Below are 18,945 nucleotides of genomic sequence, written 5' to 3'. Positions count from 1 at the left end.
CAGCAAGGCAAGAATCTCGGCGGCGGTCGTGCTGTCGAGGTTTCCGGTAGGCTCGTCGGCAAGAATCAAAGCAGGCTGCCCGACCAGAGCGCGAGCAATCGCAACCCTCTGACGCTGCCCGCCCGACAGTTCGGCAGGCCGATGGTGAGCCCTGTCGGCCAGGCCAACGCGCTCTATTTCACGCTGCGCCGCCACTCGCGCGGCATGACGGGAATAACCGCGATACAGCAACGGCAAGGCTACGTTATCAAGGGCATTGAGGCGCGGCAGCAGGTTGAAGCTTTGAAAGACAAACCCGATAAGCTGATTGCGCACCCTGGCTCGCTGCTCTGCCGAGGCGCTCCCCATATCCAGGCCATCAAGAAACAGACCGCCAGAGGTTGGACGATCAAGGAGACCGAGGATATTAAGCAGCGTGCTCTTGCCTGAGCCAGAGCTTCCGACGATGGCGCAGCTCTGGCCGCGCTCGATGGAAAGAGAGACATCGCGCAGGACCGCATGTGTCACGGCTCCTGCCTGATAGGAGTGGCAAATACGCTCCAGTTGAATCAGGTTTGCGCAAGGTAGCGGCGTGGCGCTTCTGCATTGCTCCTGAGTGACTTGCCCTTCCATTGCGTACAGCCTTCTCCATGACCTCGTATTCGCCCGCCCTTATAGCACTTCAACAGAGAAGGTTGGAGTATTTTCAAAAAAAGAATTCAACACCCGCCTCCCACATCCTGAGCAGACTTATTAACAACACGATAAGGAAAATCAAAATGTGACAAGAGATTTCAATTACAACCAACCCTTTCAGCAGGGCCTTTATATCAAAACTACCATAACCTCATGAAAATAAAGCACCTGTATGAAAACCTCCCAAGACAAGCACTTCCAAAGCTAAGTCAACCCGCCCCGCCCACCACATGACGCAACTATTTCGGCACGAAGAATGCTATAAAACCTTAAGCATCCTTAATATTGTTTTTTTATAAAACCTCCTTGTTTCAGTGAAAATGAGAAGGTATAAAGTGCCAGCCTTCCCGTGCACGACGGGAGGTAGCTGGTAATACAATATGGAATATAGGGATTATTAAAGATGAAAAGAAAAGGTATTTTAGGATGTCTGGCAGCACTGGCGATGGCAACAGTTGCCGGTAACGCCGTTGCGGCAGGCGGCGCCTATTCTGGAAACGCAGTCGTTAGCCCCACCTACTCCTCCAACCTCTGGAACACCACTAACTTTCCGATTCTGGGCGCACCTCCCGCCAGCGGCAGGATCACATCCATCAGCTGGAACTACTCGATCGGCACCATCCCAGCAAATGCAACTTTCACTGCCTACCTGTGCCAGGGCAGTACCAGCGCCTGCATCAACGTGACTTCCATGAGAAGCGGAGTGACACAGGCGTTCAACAACAGAGCGCCTAATCAGGCATTCTTCCTGTATCACCAGATCTATCGCTCAGGCACCTTCTCTCCGGTATCGGGTGGCCCGGCACAAGTCATCGTGAACTGGGATAATTAATACCGACCAGAAACTTGCAGAATCATCGACATTCAATTATCGGTGACTCTGCAAGTCTCATGAGACTCTTCGCTCGTTGCCTCCCAGAAAACCTGTTCAATCATATAAATCAGTCTTCACAACATCCCGCCCACAAAAAAGAGACCCGAAGGTCTCTTTCATGTTCATACAAAGCCCACCATCACTTGGCCTTGTAGATAATCCCCGGACTGCACTGAACCATCTGATAATGATCCGGCAGGCCATTGAGCGCTTCGGAGGCACCCAGGAACAGGTAGCCACCCGGCTTGAGCGTACCGTGGATGCGCAACAGAATGTCTTTCTTCACTTCGGCCGAGAAGTAGATCAACACGTTGCGGCAGAACACGATGTCGAACTTGCCAAGGCTCGCGTAGCTGTCGAGCAGGTTGAATGAACGAAACTCGACACGGCTCTTGATCGGCGCCTTCACAACCCAGCGACCCGGACTTTTCACGTCGAAGTAGCGCTGCAGGCGATCCGGCGACAGGCCGCGGCCGATTGCCAGGCTGTCGTACTCACCGGTCTTGCAGTTGGTGAGCATCAAGCCGGACAAGTCGGTAGCAACGATCTGCGCGCCAGCCTTGAGCTGGCCCGGATTGCTGCGCTCGAACTCGTCGATGGACATCGACAGCGAATACGGTTCCTGGCCGGATGAACAGGCGGCCGACCAGATGCGCAAACGCTGACCGGGGCTGGCCTTGATCTGCTCGGGCAGCACCTTGTTTTTCAGCACCTCAAAGGGGTAGGTATCACGAAACCACAGGGTTTCGTTGGTCGTCATCGCATCGACCACCTGCTCACGCAAACCGCTGCGAGGCTGAGACTGGATACGCTGGACCAGCTCGCCCAGCGATTTGAGTCCCTGCTGCTCCATCAGCTTGTTGAGACGGCTGGAGACCAGGTACTGCTTGTTTTCCCCCAGCAAGATGCCACAGGCTTTTTCCAGAAAGACCCGGAACTGTTCAAAATCCAAATTACCTGTAGACAAGGTGCCGCCTCTCAAAATCATGTGAACCACCAGGGACGACGCCCCTAGCTATTATCTGCCGCCTTGATCCGCGCCACGACCCTGGCCGCCAGGTCATCAGGTCGAAACTTCGCGAGAAAATCGTCAGCACCCACTTTCTTTACCATCGCCTGATTGAATACCCCGGAAAGCGAGGTATGCAAGGTGATGTGTAGTTTCTGCATCCGTGGATCATTGCGTATGGCTGTTGTAAGGGTATAGCCATCCATCTCCGGCATTTCAATGTCGGAGATCATCATCAGAAACTCTTCTTCAGGTTTCTTGCCCTCTTCAACCATTGCCTTCAGGTAATCCAGCGCCTGACGACCGTCATTCAAGGCAACCACCTCGACACCGACAGTTTCCAGACAACGACTCACCTGCTTGCGTGCAACCGACGAGTCATCGACCGTCAGCACTCGCAACGAAACGGCCTTGCTGTGAGTCTCTTCGTCGATCACACCATGGGAAACACCCTCGGTAATCGGCGCCACCTCGGCGAGAATCTTCTCGACGTCGATGATTTCCACCAACTGATTATCGACACGAGTCACGGCCGTCAGATAGTGGTCGCGCCCTGTGCCCTTGGGTGGCGGATGAATCTCTTCCCAGTTCATGTTCACGATGCGTTCTACCGAATGCACCAGAAAACCCTGAACCTTGGTGTTGTACTCGGTAATGATGACGAAGGAATTAACCAGCGAAATCATCCCGGTCGAGCCCGTCGCCATTGCCAGATCCATGATCGGGATCGTGCCACCGCGAATGTTGGCCACACCACGCACAATCCGGCTGGACTTGGGCATGATGGTCAGTTTCGGGCATTGCAGTACTTCTTTAACCTTGAATACGTTGATCCCATAGAGCTGCTTGCCGTCAAGACGGAACAAGAGCAGCTCAAGGCGATTCTGACCGACCAGCTGAGTTCGCTGGTTCACCGAATCCATTACACCCGCCATGCCCGACCCCCTTAACAAAAGCCACCGTTCGCCACACACCAGATTTGGCAAGCGGCACGAGCCTTGCTTTTTATACGCCATGAACACAAAGACGACAATTTTTCGACACCTGACACTGGAAACCCGCAGACTGCTCTGCGTGATCGCAATGCTGTGCCTTTCAAGCACTGCAAACTACGGCCGCGCCGAGAGTTTCACACTGCCTGAACAGCTTATCGGCGTCACTCAGGGGTTTCTTGAGTTCACAGTAGAAGACTATTTATCGAGTAACCAGATTGAAGGTCGATTTGAAATTCAGGTCAGGCAGTTGGACCCCAGATTACGCATGGGCTCCTGCGACAAGGATTTGACAGCAAAACTGGAAAGCGCCAAGCCGCTAGGCAGAGTGAGCGTGCGCGTACGCTGTGAAGGCTCATCGCCATGGACCGTATTCGTGCCGGCAGAGGTCAAGCTGTTTCGCAACGTGGTGGTTTCGGTACGCCCCTTGAAACGCGACAGTGTCGTGTCAGAAGAAGACATCGCCCTGCGTGAAAGGGATATTGGCAGCCTGGGGCTGGGTTTCATGACATCACTGGACCATGTAGTAGGACAAAAGGTAATCCGACCAACGGTCATCGACCAGGTGCTGTCCCCGGTTTATCTGGAACAGCCACAGATGATCCGCAAGGGAGATCAGGTGGTCATCACGGCCAGGAGCGGCTCACTGTCGGTACGCATGCCCGGCGAGGCACTGTCCGACGGCAGTTATAACGAGCAAATACGGGTGAAAAACCTGAATTCCAATCGCGTCATCAAGGCCAACATTACCGGCCCTGGACAGGTGGAAGTCGCCATGTAGATCGATTGAGGCTGGCGTCGAACGCGCGTTTTTCCTAGACTGCGGTGCATATTCCCGCGGTGGAAAGCGCGTTCCGTGTGCTTTTCACACAAAGCCTAAAGTTTTTTTGGGTTGGGCCGAAAACAAGGCAAGCGTCCAAACACCCAGAGGTTTTTTCAATCATGGTCATAGATTTCAGTCGCCTTGGAAATTCACAGTCTGTCGGTAGCACTTCGCGCACCGGGACTACAAAGGAAAGCGGTAAAACCGATGCAACGGAATCTGCAGCGACTGCTGCAAACGTCAAAGGCACCGGGGAATCCGTTCACTTGAGCAGTGAGGCTCAACAGTTGCAGAAGATCACTGATAAGTTGGGCGAACTGCCAACCGTCAACAGCGCTCGCGTAGCCGAGTTGAAGCAAGCGATTGCAGACGGTACTTACACAGTGGACAGCAACCGCGTAGCCAGCAAACTGCTTAATTTCGAAACCCAGCGCTAGCCCTGTGCTTGCGGTGGATAATCTGGACGCTTGAAAACCAGAGCATGCGATGCAAGATACTACTTTGCTTCAGATGATCACCGACGGCATGGTTCCGACCCGGCAACTGCTTGAGTTGCTGCAGGCCGAGTCACTGGTTCTGCATGGCCGCGACATGGGCGAGATGGAACATATTCTGGCGCAGAAACAGGCGCTGGTGATTCTGCTCGAACAACATGGTCGCAGGCGCAGTCAGTTACTCGCGGGCCTTGGGCTACCTGCGAACCGCAAAGGTCTCCAGGAGCTGGCCAGCCAGTCCGATGTGGGCGAACAGCTTCTCGCCGCGAGCGATGAACTGAGCGCACTGATCGCTGAATGCCAGGCTATCAACGAGCAGAATGGTAGCCTTATCCAGTTGCAGCAGGTGACAACCGCTCACCAGCTCCGCATCTTGAATGGTGTCGACACCCCGACGCTGTATGACAGCCGCGGGTCGACCGCAGGAAGAGCAAGACCACGCCCGCTCAGTCAGGCGTAACTTCCTGTTTCAAGGTTTAGTGCGTAGTGGCAGAATGCCTGTTGTTGCGTTGCCGTAGTATTTTGCCTGGAGAAGTAAAAACGTGAATGGCTCAAGCGCGGATGATGCTCCGCAGCCCCCGAAGGTTCTGAATACTCCTTTGGAAATCGCCGCCAACCTGCGGTTACTACTTGAACATAATGATCCGCTGATCATTACCTTTCATGAGCGCTCCCAACGCTTCCAGAGCTACCTGATCGAAGTTGACCGTGACAGTAACGTCATGGCCCTTGATGAAATGATCCCCCGCGACGGTGAACGATTCCTGGCCAACGGCGAATCGTTTCGGGTCGAAGGCTTCCATGACGGCGTGCGCATCGCCTGGGAAAGCTCGGAGCAGATGACCATCGTCGACGTGGATGGCCAGCGCCTCTACCGCGGCGCCCTTCCTACAGAAGTCGTCTACCACCAGCGTCGCAACGCCTTCCGTGCCGCTCTCAAGCTTGCACAACTGGTCGACATTGAAATCGGTGGTGACAAACTGAAGTTCCCCCTGGCCGGCAAGCTTCTGGATATCTCGGCAACCGGCTGCAAGCTGCGCTTCGAGGGCGATGTGTCCGAACGCATGCAACTGGGTCAAGTGTACGAACGCTTCATCGCCAAGCTGCCTTTCGGCGCAATGACGGCACCGGTGGAGCTGCGCTATCTGCACTTCGAAGAAAGATTCCACACCACCTTCGCAGGCGTACGCTTTCACAACATGAGCGGCCTGGTACAACGCCAGGTAGAACGCTTCGTTTACCAACTGCAGCGCGAAGCACGTCGGTTCGATAAAGACGACGATTTTTGATAGAAGCAGTTGCAAGCTGCAAGTTTTAAGCTGCAAGCTTTTGACTTGCGGCTTTTAGCTTGCAGCGCCCTCCCCATCAAGGCCTATTGATTTCCTCTTCTTCCAGCCTCACCGACGGTGCGGGTTCGGCACTCGCCTCAGGCTCGACTTGCGGCTCGACCGTGGTCTGCATCTGATCCTGAACCACCTGCTCATCGACCCGAGGGTCAAGCGCCACCACCAAGGGTGAACTGGACATGCTGTCCGGCATCGCCACGTGATGCAGCGGCGCGTCGTCCACCTGATGCTGATGCGTGACTGCCTTGGGTCGGGTAAGCAGCGCAAGTGCCAGCGCAATGAAGCTGACAAACGCATAAAGCATGTTATTGCCGAATAGCTTCATCAGGGCTCCGGCGACCAGAGGGCCGATACTGGCGCCAATCCCGAAAGTCATCAGCAGCATTGCTGTCAGCGATACCCGCCGCTCACCTTCAACGTGGTCATTGGCAAAGGCCACCGCCAGTGGATACAGGCTGAACTGCACCAGAGAAGCGATGAAACCCACTATAAACAGCATTTCCAGCGGCATGCTCGGCAGAACGGCAAGCGGCAAGGAGGCCAGCACCAGAACACCTGCAAAAGCGCGCATCAGGTGCGCCCGGTCATAACGATCGGACAACAGGCCCAGCGGCCACTGCACCAGCAGGCCGGCAAGAATGCAGACACCCATGAACATACCGACATGCTCGGTAGACAGCCCTTGCTGGGCGGCGTACAGCGGCGCCAGGCCATAAAAGGCACCGACGATAAGCCCGGACGCCAGCACAGTGGTCAACGACTGCGGCACGCGACTGATGAAAAAGCGCGGTTCCAGCGGAGCAGGACGCAACGGCGCCGGGTGAATGCTGCGGGTCATGGCCACGGGCACCAGACACAAGGCAAAACACATCGCAATCGACATCAGAAGCTCAGGCCCGAGCCCCGGATGGACCACCAGAATCATTTGCCCCAATACCAGCCCCAGATACGACGCAATCATGTAGCCACTGAAGACCATGCCTCGCTGGCGTGCAGCCGCCTGCTCGTTGAGCCAGCTCTCGATGACCATGTACTGACACATCATCCCCAGCCCGACGATCATGCGCAGGAACAGCCAGGCTGGCAGCCAGTTGATCAAACCCAGCCCCAACACCGCCGCGCCCACGATCCCGGCACAGGTCGCATAGGCACGGATGTGCCCTACCCGACCGATCAGGCGATGCCCTACCTTGCCGCCCAGCACAAGCCCGACATAGTTTGCCGCCATCATCGCACCGATCCACAGACCGTCGACCTCATCGGCAGCCAGCCGCAAAGCCAGGTAAGTGCTTAACAGACCCGAACCGATCAACATCATCAGCGAAGCGAAATAAAGACCCCGAAAAGACTTCCAGATTTGGCGCATGAACGTTCCAAAAATAAAGACACGCCCGAACAGGCGAATCCAAAACAGCGGTTTTTAAACCTGGGCACCCAACACACGCCGCTCCCAGGGGGTTATTTCATCAAGAAAGCTGGTCAGCTCCATGGTCTTGGAGGCGATGTAGCCTTCGATAAAAGCATGGCCAAACAGTTCCTTGGCCAGCGAACTGCGCTTCAGACGCTCCAGAGCCGCATGCAAGGTACATGGCAATGCCAATTCTTGCGGTACCACGATTTCACCCTGAATCGGCGCTGTCGGCTCCAGCTTCTGCTCGACGCCATACAGACCTGCCGCCAGACTCGCCGCAATGGCCAGATAAGGATTGGCATCGGCACCCGGCAAGCGATTTTCCACTCGCCTGGCCTCGGCCGAACTCGCCGGAATGCGCAGCCCCGCGCCGCGGTTGTCGCAGGACCAGCACGCATTGTTGGGCGAGGCATACGGATGAAACAGCCTTTGATAAGAGTTCACATGCGGCGCAAACAACGCAGTGAAATCGACAAGGCAGGCCTGCTGACCACCGATGAAATGCCGAAAAATCTCTGTCGGCTGGCCACTTTCATCACTGAAGACATTACGCCCCGACGCCGACTCCACCACGCTCTGATGAATATGCATCGAACTGCCTGCCGTCTGCGCTAACGGCTTGGCCATGCACACCACGTTCAGGCCATGCTTGAGTCCAACCTCTTTAAGCAGGTGCTTGAACAGAAAGGTCTGGTCAGCCAACAGCAAAGGATCGCCATGCCACAGATTGATCTCGAACTGACTGACACCCATTTCGTGCATGACCGTATCTCGGGGCAACCCCAGTTCCGCCATGCACCGGTAGACCTCACTGAAGAACGGGCGCAGGCCGTTATTGGAACTGATGCTGAACGCCGAAAAACCCTCTTCACGCCGACCATCCAGCCCTACCGGCGGCACATAAGCTCGGGAAGGATCGGGGTTGGGGGCAAAGACAAAGAATTCGAGTTCGGTGGCAACCACCGGCGACAGACCGCGCTCGGCATAGCGGGCAATGACAGCCTTGAGCTGTACCCGCGTCGATAGCTCGCAACCCTCACCGCTCAGATCGTCTGCATCGCAGATCGCCAGCGCACGAGGCTGCTCGCTCCACGGCAGACGGTGGATCTGCTGTGGATCAGCAACCAGAGCAAGGTCGCCATCATCGATGCTGTAAAAATGCGCGGGCGGATAGCCGCCCATGATGCATTGCAGCAAAACACCACGAGCCAATTGCAGGCGACGCCCTTCCAGAAACCCGGCAGCAGTCATCACCTTGCCACGCGGTACGCCATTCAGATCCGGCGTCACGCACTCCACCTCATCGATACCCGCCAGTCGCTGCGCAAGAGAGCGGGGGTCATTGGCTGTCATCACTCAGTCCTTGATTGTCATTAGGTCGCTCAGTGCAACCTGCACAAAATACGCATCGCCCGTTCGAGATATCAAGCACTGAAATGACTTCGTCGACAGGATCACAACCCGCGTACAGCAAATCTCAGCGCCGCACTCTTGGCCGACTTCTTGCTTTTACCATCGGCAAAACAGTTCGGCTGCCATTTTTATGTCAAAGCCATTCTCGTGAACAGGGAAGGCGTCAAGAAATGTCCTGTCGAGCAGCAATCATCTGCGACACGAGTAGAGAACTCTCCATGAGCGCACCGATTCCCGTAACTCGTCCCCTGTTACCGCCTCTTGAGGAATTCATTCCCTACCTCGAACAGATCTGGCAAAGCCACCAACTCACCAACGGAGGCCCGTTTCACCAGCAGCTTGAAAAAGAGCTGGCCGAGTATCTGGGCGTCCAGCATCTGTCGCTGTTTTCCAATGGCACCCTGGCACTGATGACCGCGATCCAGGCCCTGCGGATCAAGGGCGAAGTCATCACCACGCCCTACTCCTTCGTCGCCACCGCTCACTCCCTGCTCTGGAATGGCCTGACTCCGGTGTTCGTCGATATCGACCCCAACACCTACAGCCTGGACCCCGACCGTATCGAAGAAGCCATTACCCCGGCGACCACGGCAATCATGCCCGTGCATTGCTACGGAATCCCTTGCGATGTGGACCGCATCCAGCAGATTGCCGACCGTTACGGCCTGAAAGTCATCTACGACGCGGCCCATGCCTTTGGCGTGCAGTTCCGTGGCGAGAGCCTGCTCAACCACGGCGACCTGTCGGTACTGAGCTTTCACGCCACCAAGGTGTTCAACACCTTTGAGGGCGGCGCCATCGTCAGCCCGGATGCGAAAACCAAACAACGCATCGACTACCTGAAGAACTTCGGATTCGCCGATGAAGTCACCGTGGTCGCGCCCGGCATCAACGGCAAGATGAGCGAAGTGAATGCCGCGTTCGGCCTTTTGCAGTTGCAACATATCGACCAGGCGCTTCTGAAGCGTCAGCGTATCGACGAACGCTATCGGGAGGCTCTGGCCTCGGTGCCCGGTATCGACATCGTCTGGCAGAGCACCGAGAAGCACAATTACTCGTACTTTCCGGTGCTGGTCAGAAACGAGTTTGCCGTTTCCCGCGATGACCTTTACCAACGGATGCGCGACCGCAATATCCTCGCACGCCGCTATTTCTACCCACTGATTTCCACCTTCCCGATGTACAGAGGCCTGGACTCGGCCAAGCCCGATCGCTTGCCTATCGCAACCGACCTGTCCAACCAGATCCTCTGTCTGCCCATTTTCGACAGCCTCACCGATGAAGCCTTCGACAGCATCATCGATGTGATCGTCACTGCAAGTAATGAGAACTGAACATGCGAACGTGCCCGGTATGCTCCTGTCGTTTTCCGAACTTCTATCCCTTGGGTAGAACCTATCTGGAAGCCGCCCATCGTTTGAATGTTCACTACTCGATGGAGGACTACGAAACACTCAATGTCAGCCAGTACAGTTGCCCTGAATGCGCCGCCTCGGATCGCGACCGGCTCTATGCACTGTTCTCCATGCATATGCTGAACAACCCACAAGGCAAGGAACTGCGCATCCTGGACATCGCGCCAGCCCCGGTCCTGTCCAGATTCCTGCGCAGTCTGCCCAATGCCCGGTATCGCTCGGCAGACCTGTTTTCGCCCATGGCAGATGACAAGGTCGACATCATGGACATGAACATCTATCCCGATGAGTCATTCGATTTCATCGTCTGCTCACACGTACTCGAACACGTGCGTGACGACGCCAGGGCCATGTCAGAGCTGTATCGCGTACTGGCCAAAGGCGGCTCGGCCATTCTGATGGTGCCCTTGCTGCTGACCGCCACCGTAACCGACGAAGATCCGGACGAAGAAAACGTGGATGAGCGCTGGGCGCGGTTTGGCCAGGACGATCATGTGCGCATGTACGCCAAACATGACTTCGTGACCCGCCTGGAAACAGCCGGATTCCAGATCGATGCCCTGGGCACCCAAGCCTTCGGTGACGGGGTATTCAAACAGCACGGCATTACCGAGCAATCGGTTCTGTACATAGGCCGCAAGTGCTGAACGAACCTTGCCCACTTGCACCGACCCCGTTGAACGGCTGGTCCTCCCTACTCTCTTCACACGTGGTATTGCGATGAGTTCTTCACGCCTGGTCAGTATTGTCATCCCGGCTTACAAGGCCACCTTTTTCGAGACCGCGCTTGCCAGCGCGATCAGCCAGAACCATGACGACGTTGAAATCGTCATCTGCGACGATTGCCCGACCGAGGCCATCAAGAACATCGTCGACAAACTCAGCCCTGGCAGCCGCTGGCCTATCCGCTACGAGAGAAACCCCGTAGGCCTGGGCGAAGAGCACAACGGTGCCCGCGCCATCAGCCTGGCCCGTGGTGAGTTCATCAAGTTCCTGTACGACGATGACATTCTGGTCCCTGACTGTGTACGCCTGCTCTTCGATGTCCTGCACGACAGCCCCGACATCAAGATGGTCTGCGCCACCCGAAAACTGGTCGACGACAAAGGCCAGTTCATGCAGGACAACATGGCCACCCGCAACCCGTTCGGGCGCAATGTCGTGATCAATGGTCCGGAACTGGTGTCGTTCATTGCCCAGTACCCGATCAACTTCATTGGCGAACCCAGCTCAGTGATGTTCCGCCGCGAAGATGCACTGGTGTTCGGCAATGAAATCATGTCGCTCAAGGGCATATTCATCTGGGGCCTGGCGGACGTTGCGTTGTTTGTGAAGCTGCTTCGCCAGGGCAATCTGGCGATGCTTGCGCGCCCGCTTTCGTACTTCCGGGTTTCCGATCAGCAGAGCAGTGAAGTCTGCCGTAACAACCCTGAACTCCCGAGACAACGACGCGCCGATTATCACCGCATCACCCGTGAGCTTGGCTGGGTACGCCCGGAAGAGCAGAATCGCACCGTCAAGATCGCCCCGCTGTCGCAGCGTGACAATATTCAGGAACTTGACCTGGTTGCCTATTTCGACCGGCGCCCGGAGAACCAGCGCCGCAACCAGCAGGTCGCCAGCTGGCTGGGCACCCGCAGGCCTACGGTCCCGCAACAGGCCCTGATCAGGCAGCACCTGCAGGATCATGACGGTGGCCCGACAATTGCCATTGTCGTGTCGGACTTCAATCAGCAGCCCGAAAGCGTCCTTGCCACCGTGCAGAGCCTGGCTGGCGACCCGCAACTGCTGGACAAGCTCAAGGTGTTCATCCTCGCCGACTACGACACGTCGAATCAGACGCCACTGCAAGCCCAGTTGCCATGGTTGAGCGCCACTGAGCAGGATCGCGCCATCGTCATCAATGACCTGATGGCAGAAAACGAACACGACTGGTGGGTACTGGTCGACGCAGGGACTACTTTCACGCAAAGCGGCCTGTTGAGCGCGGCACTGAAACTGATTGATGCACCACACGCCTGCGCCCTGTTCGGCGATGAAATCGCACTCGAAAACCAGGCGGGCGCCAGCCTGGGCCTGCGCCCGGAATTCAGCCTCGACTACCTGCTGGCCAGCCCTTCGGCAACCAGCCGCAACTGGCTGTTCAGCCGAGAGAAAACCCTGCTGGTGGGCGGCTTCAATCCCGATCATGCACAGGCCATGGAACTGGACCTGATCCTGCGCATGATCGAGCACCCGGACTTTACCGAGTTTGCCCATGCAGCCGAACCGCTGGTGCTCGCTCCACAAGCCCAGCCCCAGTACAACAACGACGAGCTGCGCACGCTACAGCGCCACCTGTTCGCTCGCGGCTATGCAGACAGCGAAATCCAGACAACCGCGTCGGGCCATTACCGGATCACCTATGGTCATGCCGGACAGCCGCTGGTTTCCATCATTGTCAGCTCCAACGATCAACTGGAAACATTGCTGCCGTGTGTAGAGAGCGTCCTGGAAAACACGGCCTATCAGAACTATGAAATCCTGATCAGCGACAACAACAGCCAGTCAGCGCAAACCCTTGAATGGCTGGCGAACATCGATTCGCTGCAATCGGACAAGATCCGCGTCGTACATCATCAACAGACCCTCAGCCAGTCCGCCCTGCTCAATAGCGCGGCTCGACAGGCACAAGGCGAATACCTGCTGTTGCTGGCCGACAATGCCGCCATCCTGCACAAGGACTGGCTGCACAACCTGCTCAATCAGGCGCAGCGACCTGAAGTCGGCGTGGTCGGGGCCAGGATTCTGGCCGCAGACGGCAGCCTCGCCAACGCCGGCATCATTGTCGGCCTACAGGACACGGCGCAGGCCGTCACGGGCGGCGAACCCGCAGCCTCGGCATCCTTTGCTGCGCGTCTGGAAACAGAGCAGAACTACAGCGCGGTCAGCGGCGCATGCCTGATGGTTCGCAAGTCGCTCTTTGACGATGTCCAGGGCCTGGAAGAACATCTGTTTCATCAGTACTTCAACGACGTCGATCTGTGCCTCAGGGTTCGCGACGCCCAGCATCTGGTGGTCTGGACGCCTCATACCGTCATCCAGCTGCGCTCTGCCCCTCAAGCCATCGATGCAGAAGCCATGGACTTCGCCCGGCGAGCACTGCATCACCGCTGGCTGCATTACATGGCCTGGGACCCGGCCTACAACACCAACCTGACGTTGCAGGCCGGCAGCTTTGTCAGCCAAGACAATCCGCAACTGGCATGGCGTCCGCTGATCCACCGTCCGCTGCCTGTGATGCTGGTACAACCGGATGATGCCCATGCAGGCACTCGCGTCGCCCAGCCACTGCAAATGCTGGGGACTGCCCTGGCCGTGGACGGTGTTCTGAGCAACAGCCCTCTCTCGCTGCCAGAAATCGCCCGCCTGAGCCCGGACACGGTTGTGCTGCAAGGTTCGATCACGGCATCGCAAATAGAGGCCATCGGTTCCATCAAGGAACACACCAATGCCTGGGTAACCTTTGACCTGCCCCAATACCCGACAGGCCTTGAGTCGGCATCCTCGTTACGTAGCGCGCTGGAACAGGTGGACGCCGTCACCGTGCCGACACAGGCTCTGGCCGACCTGATCCAGGATGCACACCCCAACATCCAGGTGATCCCGACCAGGCTGTCGCCCGATATCTGGCTGAACGTGCAAAGCCAGCGCAAAACCCGGGACAAGCCGCGTGTAGGCTGGATCGGCACAGCCGATCAACAGGCCGATCTGCTGATCCTGTCCGGAGTTATCGAGGCTCTCGCCGACAAGGTGGAATGGGTGATCATGGGCCCATGCTCGCGCTGGTTGCGCCCGTACATCCATGAGCTGCGCTCGCCGGTGGAAGGCGTTCTGTATCCCGAACTGCTGGCCAGCCTGAACCTGGACCTTGTGCTGGTTCCGGCCCGGTCGGACCTGACCACCCAGAGCAAAAGCCCGGTGTCCCTGCTGGAGTTTGGCGCTTGCGGCTACCCGGTGATCTGCAGCGATGTGCTGTGTATCGAAGGCAATCTGCCGGTGACCACAGTCAGCAATGAAACCTCAGCCTGGATCACGGCCATCGAGGCGCACATCAGTCAACCTGACGAATGTGCTCGTCTTGGGGACGAGTTCAGGCGTGAAGTGAGAGAGAACTGGATGCTGGATACGACGAATCTGCAGGATTGGCAGACTGTCTGGTCAAGGCCTCGATAAGGCCAGTGTGAAGGCACCACATTCTTGTGGTGCCTTTATCAGGCTTTATCCAGAACAACCCTGATGAAGTACTTCTCACCCAGTTCGTCATGGAAATAGGCATTCTTGAAGTTGCCATGTGATGTAGCACGCAACAGATTGATATGGTCTCGCAAAGAGCCCACTTCATCCAGGTTCAACTCACACAGCTCGTTATAATCCTTGATACCGTTGTAATTACCTTCGGAAAGCGGTTTGAATACTTCGTATCTGCCTTGCAGGATTCGAGGCAAGTATTCACGCATCAACTCCTTTTCAGCCTCGATGACTTTATTGTAAACCTCAAGCGACGTTTCACCCGACCCCACGGTGACCGGCTTCTGGGCAATGATATGACCATGGTCGATCTCTTTATCCATGACATGAATCGTTGCGCCCACCGGCAGGCCATTGAGTATTGAAAACGCCTGGGGATACCAGCCACGGTTGAAGGGGTTGAACCCCGGATGAAAGTTGATACAGCGCACGCCTTCCACCAGACGCTTTGGAAAAAGCTGTTTGCAATGAACACTCAGCACCAGATCGTAATGACTGATGATGAAATCCACCACCTCATCATCTTTTACATTGATCTCGCGAGCCCCCAGTTCAACCATGCTCTGGGGCGTTTTGTTGTAGGAGGTATAGCGCAAGTCCAGCGTGACAGTTAAATGCTCATCCAGCGTTTCAAGGCACTCTATCAGCGCCGCGGAAAGTGGTGGATTATCGGAAACCACCAACAACCTTACTTGCGAAGTGCGACCCGAAACGTGTTGATTATCGTCTGTCAACTTCACGGAATTTATCCATATGCCAGTTAAATTACAGGGTGCGTCAAAAATATAGCAGCGACTTCCAGAGAGGTGCAAGCCGTGGCCAGGAAGCACCACACGGCTTATTTAATCGAAATCGCCCGCAAGGAAGGGCTCAAGGCAGGTAAAGGCTGAACTTGCCGCCGCCCAGCACACCGCCATTGGCAATCTCGATACGGCCCCGCACGCCATTGCGTTCATGCAGGCGAGCGATATGCGCCGCGAAGTACAGGCCGAGCCCTGTGCTGCCAGTGCTCTGGTTGATGCCCTGAACATAATCGTCCTGATTCTCGATCATGTGCGCCGGATAGCCTGGACCGTCGTCATTGATGACGATCTTCAACTGGCCGTCCTCTTCGCTGGCACTGATCACGATTTCCTCGCGGGCAAACCGGATGGCGTTGACGATGATATTGGCCACCACCGAACCGATCAGTTCACGGTCGAAAAAGCCCAGCGGGCTCAAGGCGTCGATTTCACAGTTGGCAATAATGCCACGGCTACCCAGCACTTCCTGATGGTGAGCCAGTTGCGCCTCGATGAAATCATCCAGTTCGTGATAATCGGGACGCAATGGAAGCTGGTTGACGCCCAGCTTATAGATGCCGAGCAACTGCACCAGCATGCCATTGAGGTTGGCGAACTCGTAATCGATGACGCCATGCTCGGGGTTACTGCGCTGCTCGCTGGGAAGCTGGGCCAGCCACTCGCTATGAGCCTGGGTCAGGGTCGCCAGGGAGTTCTTCATGTCGTGGACGGTGGAAGCGATCACCATCGAGAAATCGAGTCCGTTCTCTTTGTCACTCATGCGCCAAACGCCCTTTCCTTGAGTTTCTGATAACGCTCGTACCGTGGATCACTATCGGGCATCTTGCCAACCATTTTCAGGGTGGCACGACACTCCTCACGACCTGCTTCACCCAGGTTCTGCCCTGGATGCAGCAAGGACTGCGCCATGTTCAGCGCGATACTGATGTTCTTGGGCTGCAAGGCAAGGGCACGCCGGAACATGTCCTGCGCCTCGGTGAGATTACCGGCCTTGTAGCTGCGCACGCCTTGAAGATTGAGATCGATGGCTGCCTTGTTGGCACCAAGGATCGCAGGATCATCAGTCATGGTGGCGATGCTTTTCATGACAGCCGGGTCATCGCCGTAGATTTCTGCACAGTTCTTGAGCACGCCTGCGCCAGCACCTTCCTGACCCAGTTGCTTGAGCTGGGTGGCCACTACCAGCGCCGCCTCCGCACTGAGAAACTGCCCCATATTGTCCAGACGCGACATGGCCTGCTCGGTCAGTTTAGCGGCAGTTTCAGGATCGGAATGTTGCAGGCTGGCCGCTTTCATCAAGCGCGTACGCACCTGCAAGCCTTCGTCTTCGCCGTGCTCCTTGGCCACATCGCCCAAGGCATTGTTGATTTCAACGCGAGTCCGCGCATCCAGCCCCTGGTCGCCGCCCTTGCTGATCAGGGCGTGGGCCAGACCGAGATTGGTTTCAGGGTCCTTGAAACGCGAATGCTGGCCTTGGGATACAGCCTGTCGATAAGCCTTGGAAGCACTCTCGAAATCCTCGTTGCCCAGCGCCAGTTTGCCCAGCAGCTTTTGCCTGCGCACCGCCAGTGGCGACAGGCGCACGGCGTTTTCCAGCACGCTCTGGGCACGTTTGGCATCGCCACGGGCCACCAGCACTTCGGCCAGACCGTCAAACAGGGCCGGCATGGTCGGAAAGGCTTTGATGGCCTGCTCGAACACCGCTTGCGCCTCGGTCACCTTGCCGCGCTTGAGCAGCAGGTTGCCCAACGCGCCGTAAGCCCAGGGCGTGGCACGGTCGGCCAGGATGGTCTTGAGGAAGCTTTCCAGAGGCTCGTTCTGGTTCAGGTCACGCAGGGCGTCGGCCTTGTAGCGCAGGCACAAGGGCGCGAAACGTGGGTCCTGTTGAATCAGGTTATTGCAGGCCGCCAGAACTTCGGCAGGCTTGCGACGGTCAAGCGCTTGCAGGATTGGCTTGAGCAGGGTCTTGCGCTGTACCAGCTTCTCAAGACGCTGAGCCAGGCCCGCGCGATTGAACGGCTTGGTCAGGTAACCATCGGGCTCCCACTCAAGGGCGCTCATGACCATGGCCTGGCTGTTCTCGGCGGTGACCATGATAAAGACGCTTTCATAGCTCAGCAGTCTTTCGACCATCAGGTCTTCGAGCACCTGCTGGCCGTTCTTGCGACCGTCACCCAGGTTGAAGTCATGCAAGACAAAGTCATAACGCTTTTGCGAGCACATACGCAGGGCTTGCTCGCCGGTGTCGGCAGTGTCCACGTCCTTGACACCCAGCTCGCGCAGCATCGACCTTACCGAACTCCGGAAATCGGAAAAATCGTCGACGATAAGAAAGCTCTTTTGGTTGTACGCCAGCATCCAGATTCCTGTCTTGCAGAGGGTGAAAATATGCGTCTAAAAACCTGAAAACGCTTTAGTTCGGCCTTTGCAACCAACTTTCAGGGCGCACATGATAACTAATGGCTAGAAGCCATTAAACATTTTTCCACAGACGGGACTCTTTGCGCTATTTGCCAGAAAGTTGACAAGACTCTCTAGTTTTTCGACCGAAGGTTAAAAAACTGAATGGTCGTTCGCGAATGAGATAGGCGTAGGAGCGAATTTATTCGCGAGAGGCCCGTACATCCGAAGAAAATGTATCGCCTTCAAGGACGTCTCGCGGATAAATCCGCTCCTACCTGCACCTGCTTGCTGCGCGACGCAGGTTATGCAACCTCACACCCAGCCGTCGTTACGCTTGCGGCTGCGGGTCAGGGAAGGAAGGATCAGGCCAACCAGCAAGCCGATCCCGGCAATGCTGCCACCATAGACCATGTAACGCATCATGACCTGCTTGTTCTCGTCACCCAGACGAGCCTGGGTCGTGCGCAGTTCGGCCTGTGTGTCGGCCAGCTCGGTATTGAGCGCCTGGCTTCGGGCTTCCAGCTCATCGATCAGCTTCTTGCGCGCATCCAGGGTTTCCTGCATGCCCTGCACACGGGTCTTCCAGGTATTGTCGATGTCCGCCAGTTGGCCGGTGAGCTGCCCCACCTGCTCGGTCAGTTGCGGAACCCTTTCGGCCGGACCGGCCACATCCTGCAGGTCGCTGCTGAGGATCCAGACGGTGCTGCCGCTCTCGCCCCGGACCTGGCTGTAGCTGCCCTGGGTTGAGAGCAGATCGACCTTTTGCCCGGATTTCAGGGTGCCGACGATACGGTGCCCATCGGTAGGGCCACTGCGCACATAAGTGTTGAGGCTGTCGCTGACCCAGCGTTCGTTTTCGGCAGCCTGGGCATGAAAAGGGGTAAAAACAGTCAGCAATGTGCCGAGCAGACCGGCCCCGAGCGCACGACGGGAAGAGTTGAAGAAGACAGGCGCACGGGAAACGAGTGCAGAAAGATGAAGAGACATGGCAATGATT

Annotated in this window: 16 protein-coding genes and 1 pseudogene; 8 read left to right on the top strand and 9 right to left on the bottom strand. The window is 56.6% G+C overall.

What is annotated here, in order from left to right:
• Positions 1-26 precede the first annotated feature (26 nt).
• A pseudogene (locus JL015_RS10380) lies at positions 27-612 on the bottom strand (ABC transporter ATP-binding protein); the annotation flags it as partial.
• A 466-nt stretch (positions 613-1,078) separates the two neighbouring features.
• Here JL015_RS10380 and JL015_RS10375 point away from each other — a divergent pair.
• On the top strand, positions 1,079-1,507 hold the full coding sequence (locus JL015_RS10375; protein ID WP_201018415.1) for a flagellar protein FlhE: 429 nt from the start codon (positions 1,079-1,081) through the stop codon (positions 1,505-1,507).
• A 181-nt stretch (positions 1,508-1,688) separates the two neighbouring features.
• Here the strand turns inward: JL015_RS10375 and cheR are convergent, their stop codons facing one another.
• Positions 1,689-2,516 carry a protein-glutamate O-methyltransferase CheR gene (cheR, locus tag JL015_RS10370; protein ID WP_025260925.1) on the bottom strand — a complete coding sequence of 276 codons (828 nt, stop codon included), beginning with the start codon at positions 2,514-2,516 and terminating at the stop codon, positions 1,689-1,691.
• Positions 2,517-2,560: 44 nt separating this feature from the next.
• Positions 2,561-3,493 carry a chemotaxis protein CheV gene (locus tag JL015_RS10365; RefSeq protein WP_201004748.1) on the bottom strand — a complete coding sequence of 311 codons (933 nt, stop codon included), beginning with the start codon at positions 3,491-3,493 and terminating at the stop codon, positions 2,561-2,563.
• Positions 3,494-3,572: 79 nt separating this feature from the next.
• Here JL015_RS10365 and flgA point away from each other — a divergent pair, with 79 nt between their 5' ends.
• The 4 genes from flgA (at position 3,573) to JL015_RS10345 (ending at position 6,156) form a co-directional block, all read left to right on the top strand.
• Positions 3,573-4,331, top strand: a complete 759-nt coding sequence (gene flgA, locus JL015_RS10360; protein WP_201018414.1) for a flagellar basal body P-ring formation chaperone FlgA — start codon at positions 3,573-3,575, stop codon at positions 4,329-4,331.
• 161 nt (positions 4,332-4,492) lie between these two features.
• The gene (flgM, locus tag JL015_RS10355; protein WP_201004752.1) at positions 4,493-4,810 is read left to right on the top strand and encodes a flagellar biosynthesis anti-sigma factor FlgM; all 318 of its coding nucleotides are present in this window, start codon (positions 4,493-4,495) and stop codon (positions 4,808-4,810) included.
• 49 nt (positions 4,811-4,859) lie between these two features.
• Positions 4,860-5,327, top strand: a complete 468-nt coding sequence (locus JL015_RS10350; RefSeq protein WP_201004753.1) for a flagella synthesis protein FlgN — start codon at positions 4,860-4,862, stop codon at positions 5,325-5,327.
• Between the two features lie 82 nt (positions 5,328-5,409).
• Positions 5,410-6,156 (top strand): flagellar brake protein, encoded by a 747-nt coding sequence (locus tag JL015_RS10345; RefSeq protein ID WP_201018413.1) that lies wholly within the window; start codon positions 5,410-5,412, stop codon positions 6,154-6,156.
• A 76-nt stretch (positions 6,157-6,232) separates the two neighbouring features.
• On the opposite strand, the gene JL015_RS10340 is transcribed toward JL015_RS10345, so the two are convergent.
• Complete coding sequence (locus JL015_RS10340; protein WP_201018412.1) at positions 6,233-7,579, bottom strand: MFS transporter; 1,347 nt, start codon at positions 7,577-7,579, stop codon at positions 6,233-6,235.
• Between the two features lie 54 nt (positions 7,580-7,633).
• Positions 7,634-8,875: a glutamine synthetase family protein gene (locus JL015_RS10335; protein ID WP_201018597.1), complete on the bottom strand. Its 1,242-nt coding sequence runs from the start codon at positions 8,873-8,875 to the stop codon at positions 7,634-7,636.
• Positions 8,876-9,255: 380 nt separating this feature from the next.
• On the opposite strand from JL015_RS10335, the gene vioA reads away from it, so the two are divergent.
• The 3 genes from vioA (at position 9,256) to JL015_RS10320 (ending at position 14,667) form a co-directional block, all read left to right on the top strand.
• Positions 9,256-10,371 (top strand): dTDP-4-amino-4,6-dideoxy-D-glucose aminotransferase VioA, encoded by a 1,116-nt coding sequence (gene vioA / locus JL015_RS10330; RefSeq protein WP_201018411.1) that lies wholly within the window; start codon positions 9,256-9,258, stop codon positions 10,369-10,371.
• Between the two features lie 2 nt (positions 10,372-10,373).
• Positions 10,374-11,099, top strand: a complete 726-nt coding sequence (locus JL015_RS10325; protein ID WP_201004759.1) for a class I SAM-dependent methyltransferase — start codon at positions 10,374-10,376, stop codon at positions 11,097-11,099.
• A gap of 73 nt (positions 11,100-11,172) precedes the next feature.
• Positions 11,173-14,667 (top strand): glycosyltransferase, encoded by a 3,495-nt coding sequence (locus JL015_RS10320; RefSeq protein WP_201018410.1) that lies wholly within the window; start codon positions 11,173-11,175, stop codon positions 14,665-14,667.
• A 38-nt stretch (positions 14,668-14,705) separates the two neighbouring features.
• Here the strand turns inward: JL015_RS10320 and JL015_RS10315 are convergent, their stop codons facing one another.
• From JL015_RS10315 to JL015_RS10300, 4 genes are all read right to left on the bottom strand, one after another.
• The gene (locus tag JL015_RS10315) at positions 14,706-15,482 is read right to left on the bottom strand and encodes a dTDP-4-amino-4,6-dideoxyglucose formyltransferase (RefSeq protein WP_201018409.1); all 777 of its coding nucleotides are present in this window, start codon (positions 15,480-15,482) and stop codon (positions 14,706-14,708) included.
• Positions 15,483-15,612: 130 nt separating this feature from the next.
• The gene (locus JL015_RS10310; protein ID WP_201018408.1) at positions 15,613-16,305 is read right to left on the bottom strand and encodes a sensor histidine kinase; all 693 of its coding nucleotides are present in this window, start codon (positions 16,303-16,305) and stop codon (positions 15,613-15,615) included.
• A complete protein-coding gene (locus tag JL015_RS10305) occupies positions 16,302-17,903 on the bottom strand; it encodes a tetratricopeptide repeat-containing response regulator (protein ID WP_201004763.1) in 1,602 nt (533 codons plus the stop codon). The genes JL015_RS10310 and JL015_RS10305 overlap by 4 nt, the downstream gene beginning before the upstream one ends.
• Positions 17,904-18,260: 357 nt before the next feature.
• Complete coding sequence (locus JL015_RS10300; protein ID WP_201018407.1) at positions 18,261-18,935, bottom strand: TIGR04211 family SH3 domain-containing protein; 675 nt, start codon at positions 18,933-18,935, stop codon at positions 18,261-18,263.
• Between the last annotated feature and the right edge of the window lie 10 nt (positions 18,936-18,945).

Source organism: Pseudomonas cichorii, from assembly GCF_015471405.1.
Classification (GTDB): domain Bacteria; phylum Pseudomonadota; class Gammaproteobacteria; order Pseudomonadales; family Pseudomonadaceae; genus Aquipseudomonas; species Aquipseudomonas serbiensis.
The sequence above is the reverse complement of the archived record's forward strand: the minus strand, read 5'-3'. Positions and strand labels throughout refer to the sequence as shown.

What these genes read in the sequence shown, in the direction of transcription:
- JL015_RS10305 (WP_201004763.1), bottom strand. Translation starts at nt 17,903, where the DNA reads ATGCTGGCGTACAACCAAAAGAGCTTTCTTATCGTCGACGATTTTTCC.
- JL015_RS10350 (WP_201004753.1), top strand. Translation starts at nt 4,860, where the DNA reads ATGCAAGATACTACTTTGCTTCAGATGATCACCGACGGCATGGTTCCG.
- flgA (WP_201018414.1), top strand. Translation starts at nt 3,573, where the DNA reads ATGAACACAAAGACGACAATTTTTCGACACCTGACACTGGAAACCCGC.
- JL015_RS10300 (WP_201018407.1), bottom strand. Translation starts at nt 18,935, where the DNA reads ATGTCTCTTCATCTTTCTGCACTCGTTTCCCGTGCGCCTGTCTTCTTC.
- JL015_RS10325 (WP_201004759.1), top strand. Translation starts at nt 10,374, where the DNA reads ATGCGAACGTGCCCGGTATGCTCCTGTCGTTTTCCGAACTTCTATCCC.
- JL015_RS10340 (WP_201018412.1), bottom strand. Translation starts at nt 7,579, where the DNA reads ATGCGCCAAATCTGGAAGTCTTTTCGGGGTCTTTATTTCGCTTCGCTG.
- flgM (WP_201004752.1), top strand. Translation starts at nt 4,493, where the DNA reads ATGGTCATAGATTTCAGTCGCCTTGGAAATTCACAGTCTGTCGGTAGC.
- JL015_RS10335 (WP_201018597.1), bottom strand. Translation starts at nt 8,875, where the DNA reads ATGACTGCTGCCGGGTTTCTGGAAGGGCGTCGCCTGCAATTGGCTCGT.
- JL015_RS10365 (WP_201004748.1), bottom strand. Translation starts at nt 3,493, where the DNA reads ATGGCGGGTGTAATGGATTCGGTGAACCAGCGAACTCAGCTGGTCGGT.
- JL015_RS10310 (WP_201018408.1), bottom strand. Translation starts at nt 16,305, where the DNA reads ATGAGTGACAAAGAGAACGGACTCGATTTCTCGATGGTGATCGCTTCC.
- JL015_RS10320 (WP_201018410.1), top strand. Translation starts at nt 11,173, where the DNA reads ATGAGTTCTTCACGCCTGGTCAGTATTGTCATCCCGGCTTACAAGGCC.
- JL015_RS10375 (WP_201018415.1), top strand. Translation starts at nt 1,079, where the DNA reads ATGAAAAGAAAAGGTATTTTAGGATGTCTGGCAGCACTGGCGATGGCA.
- vioA (WP_201018411.1), top strand. Translation starts at nt 9,256, where the DNA reads ATGAGCGCACCGATTCCCGTAACTCGTCCCCTGTTACCGCCTCTTGAG.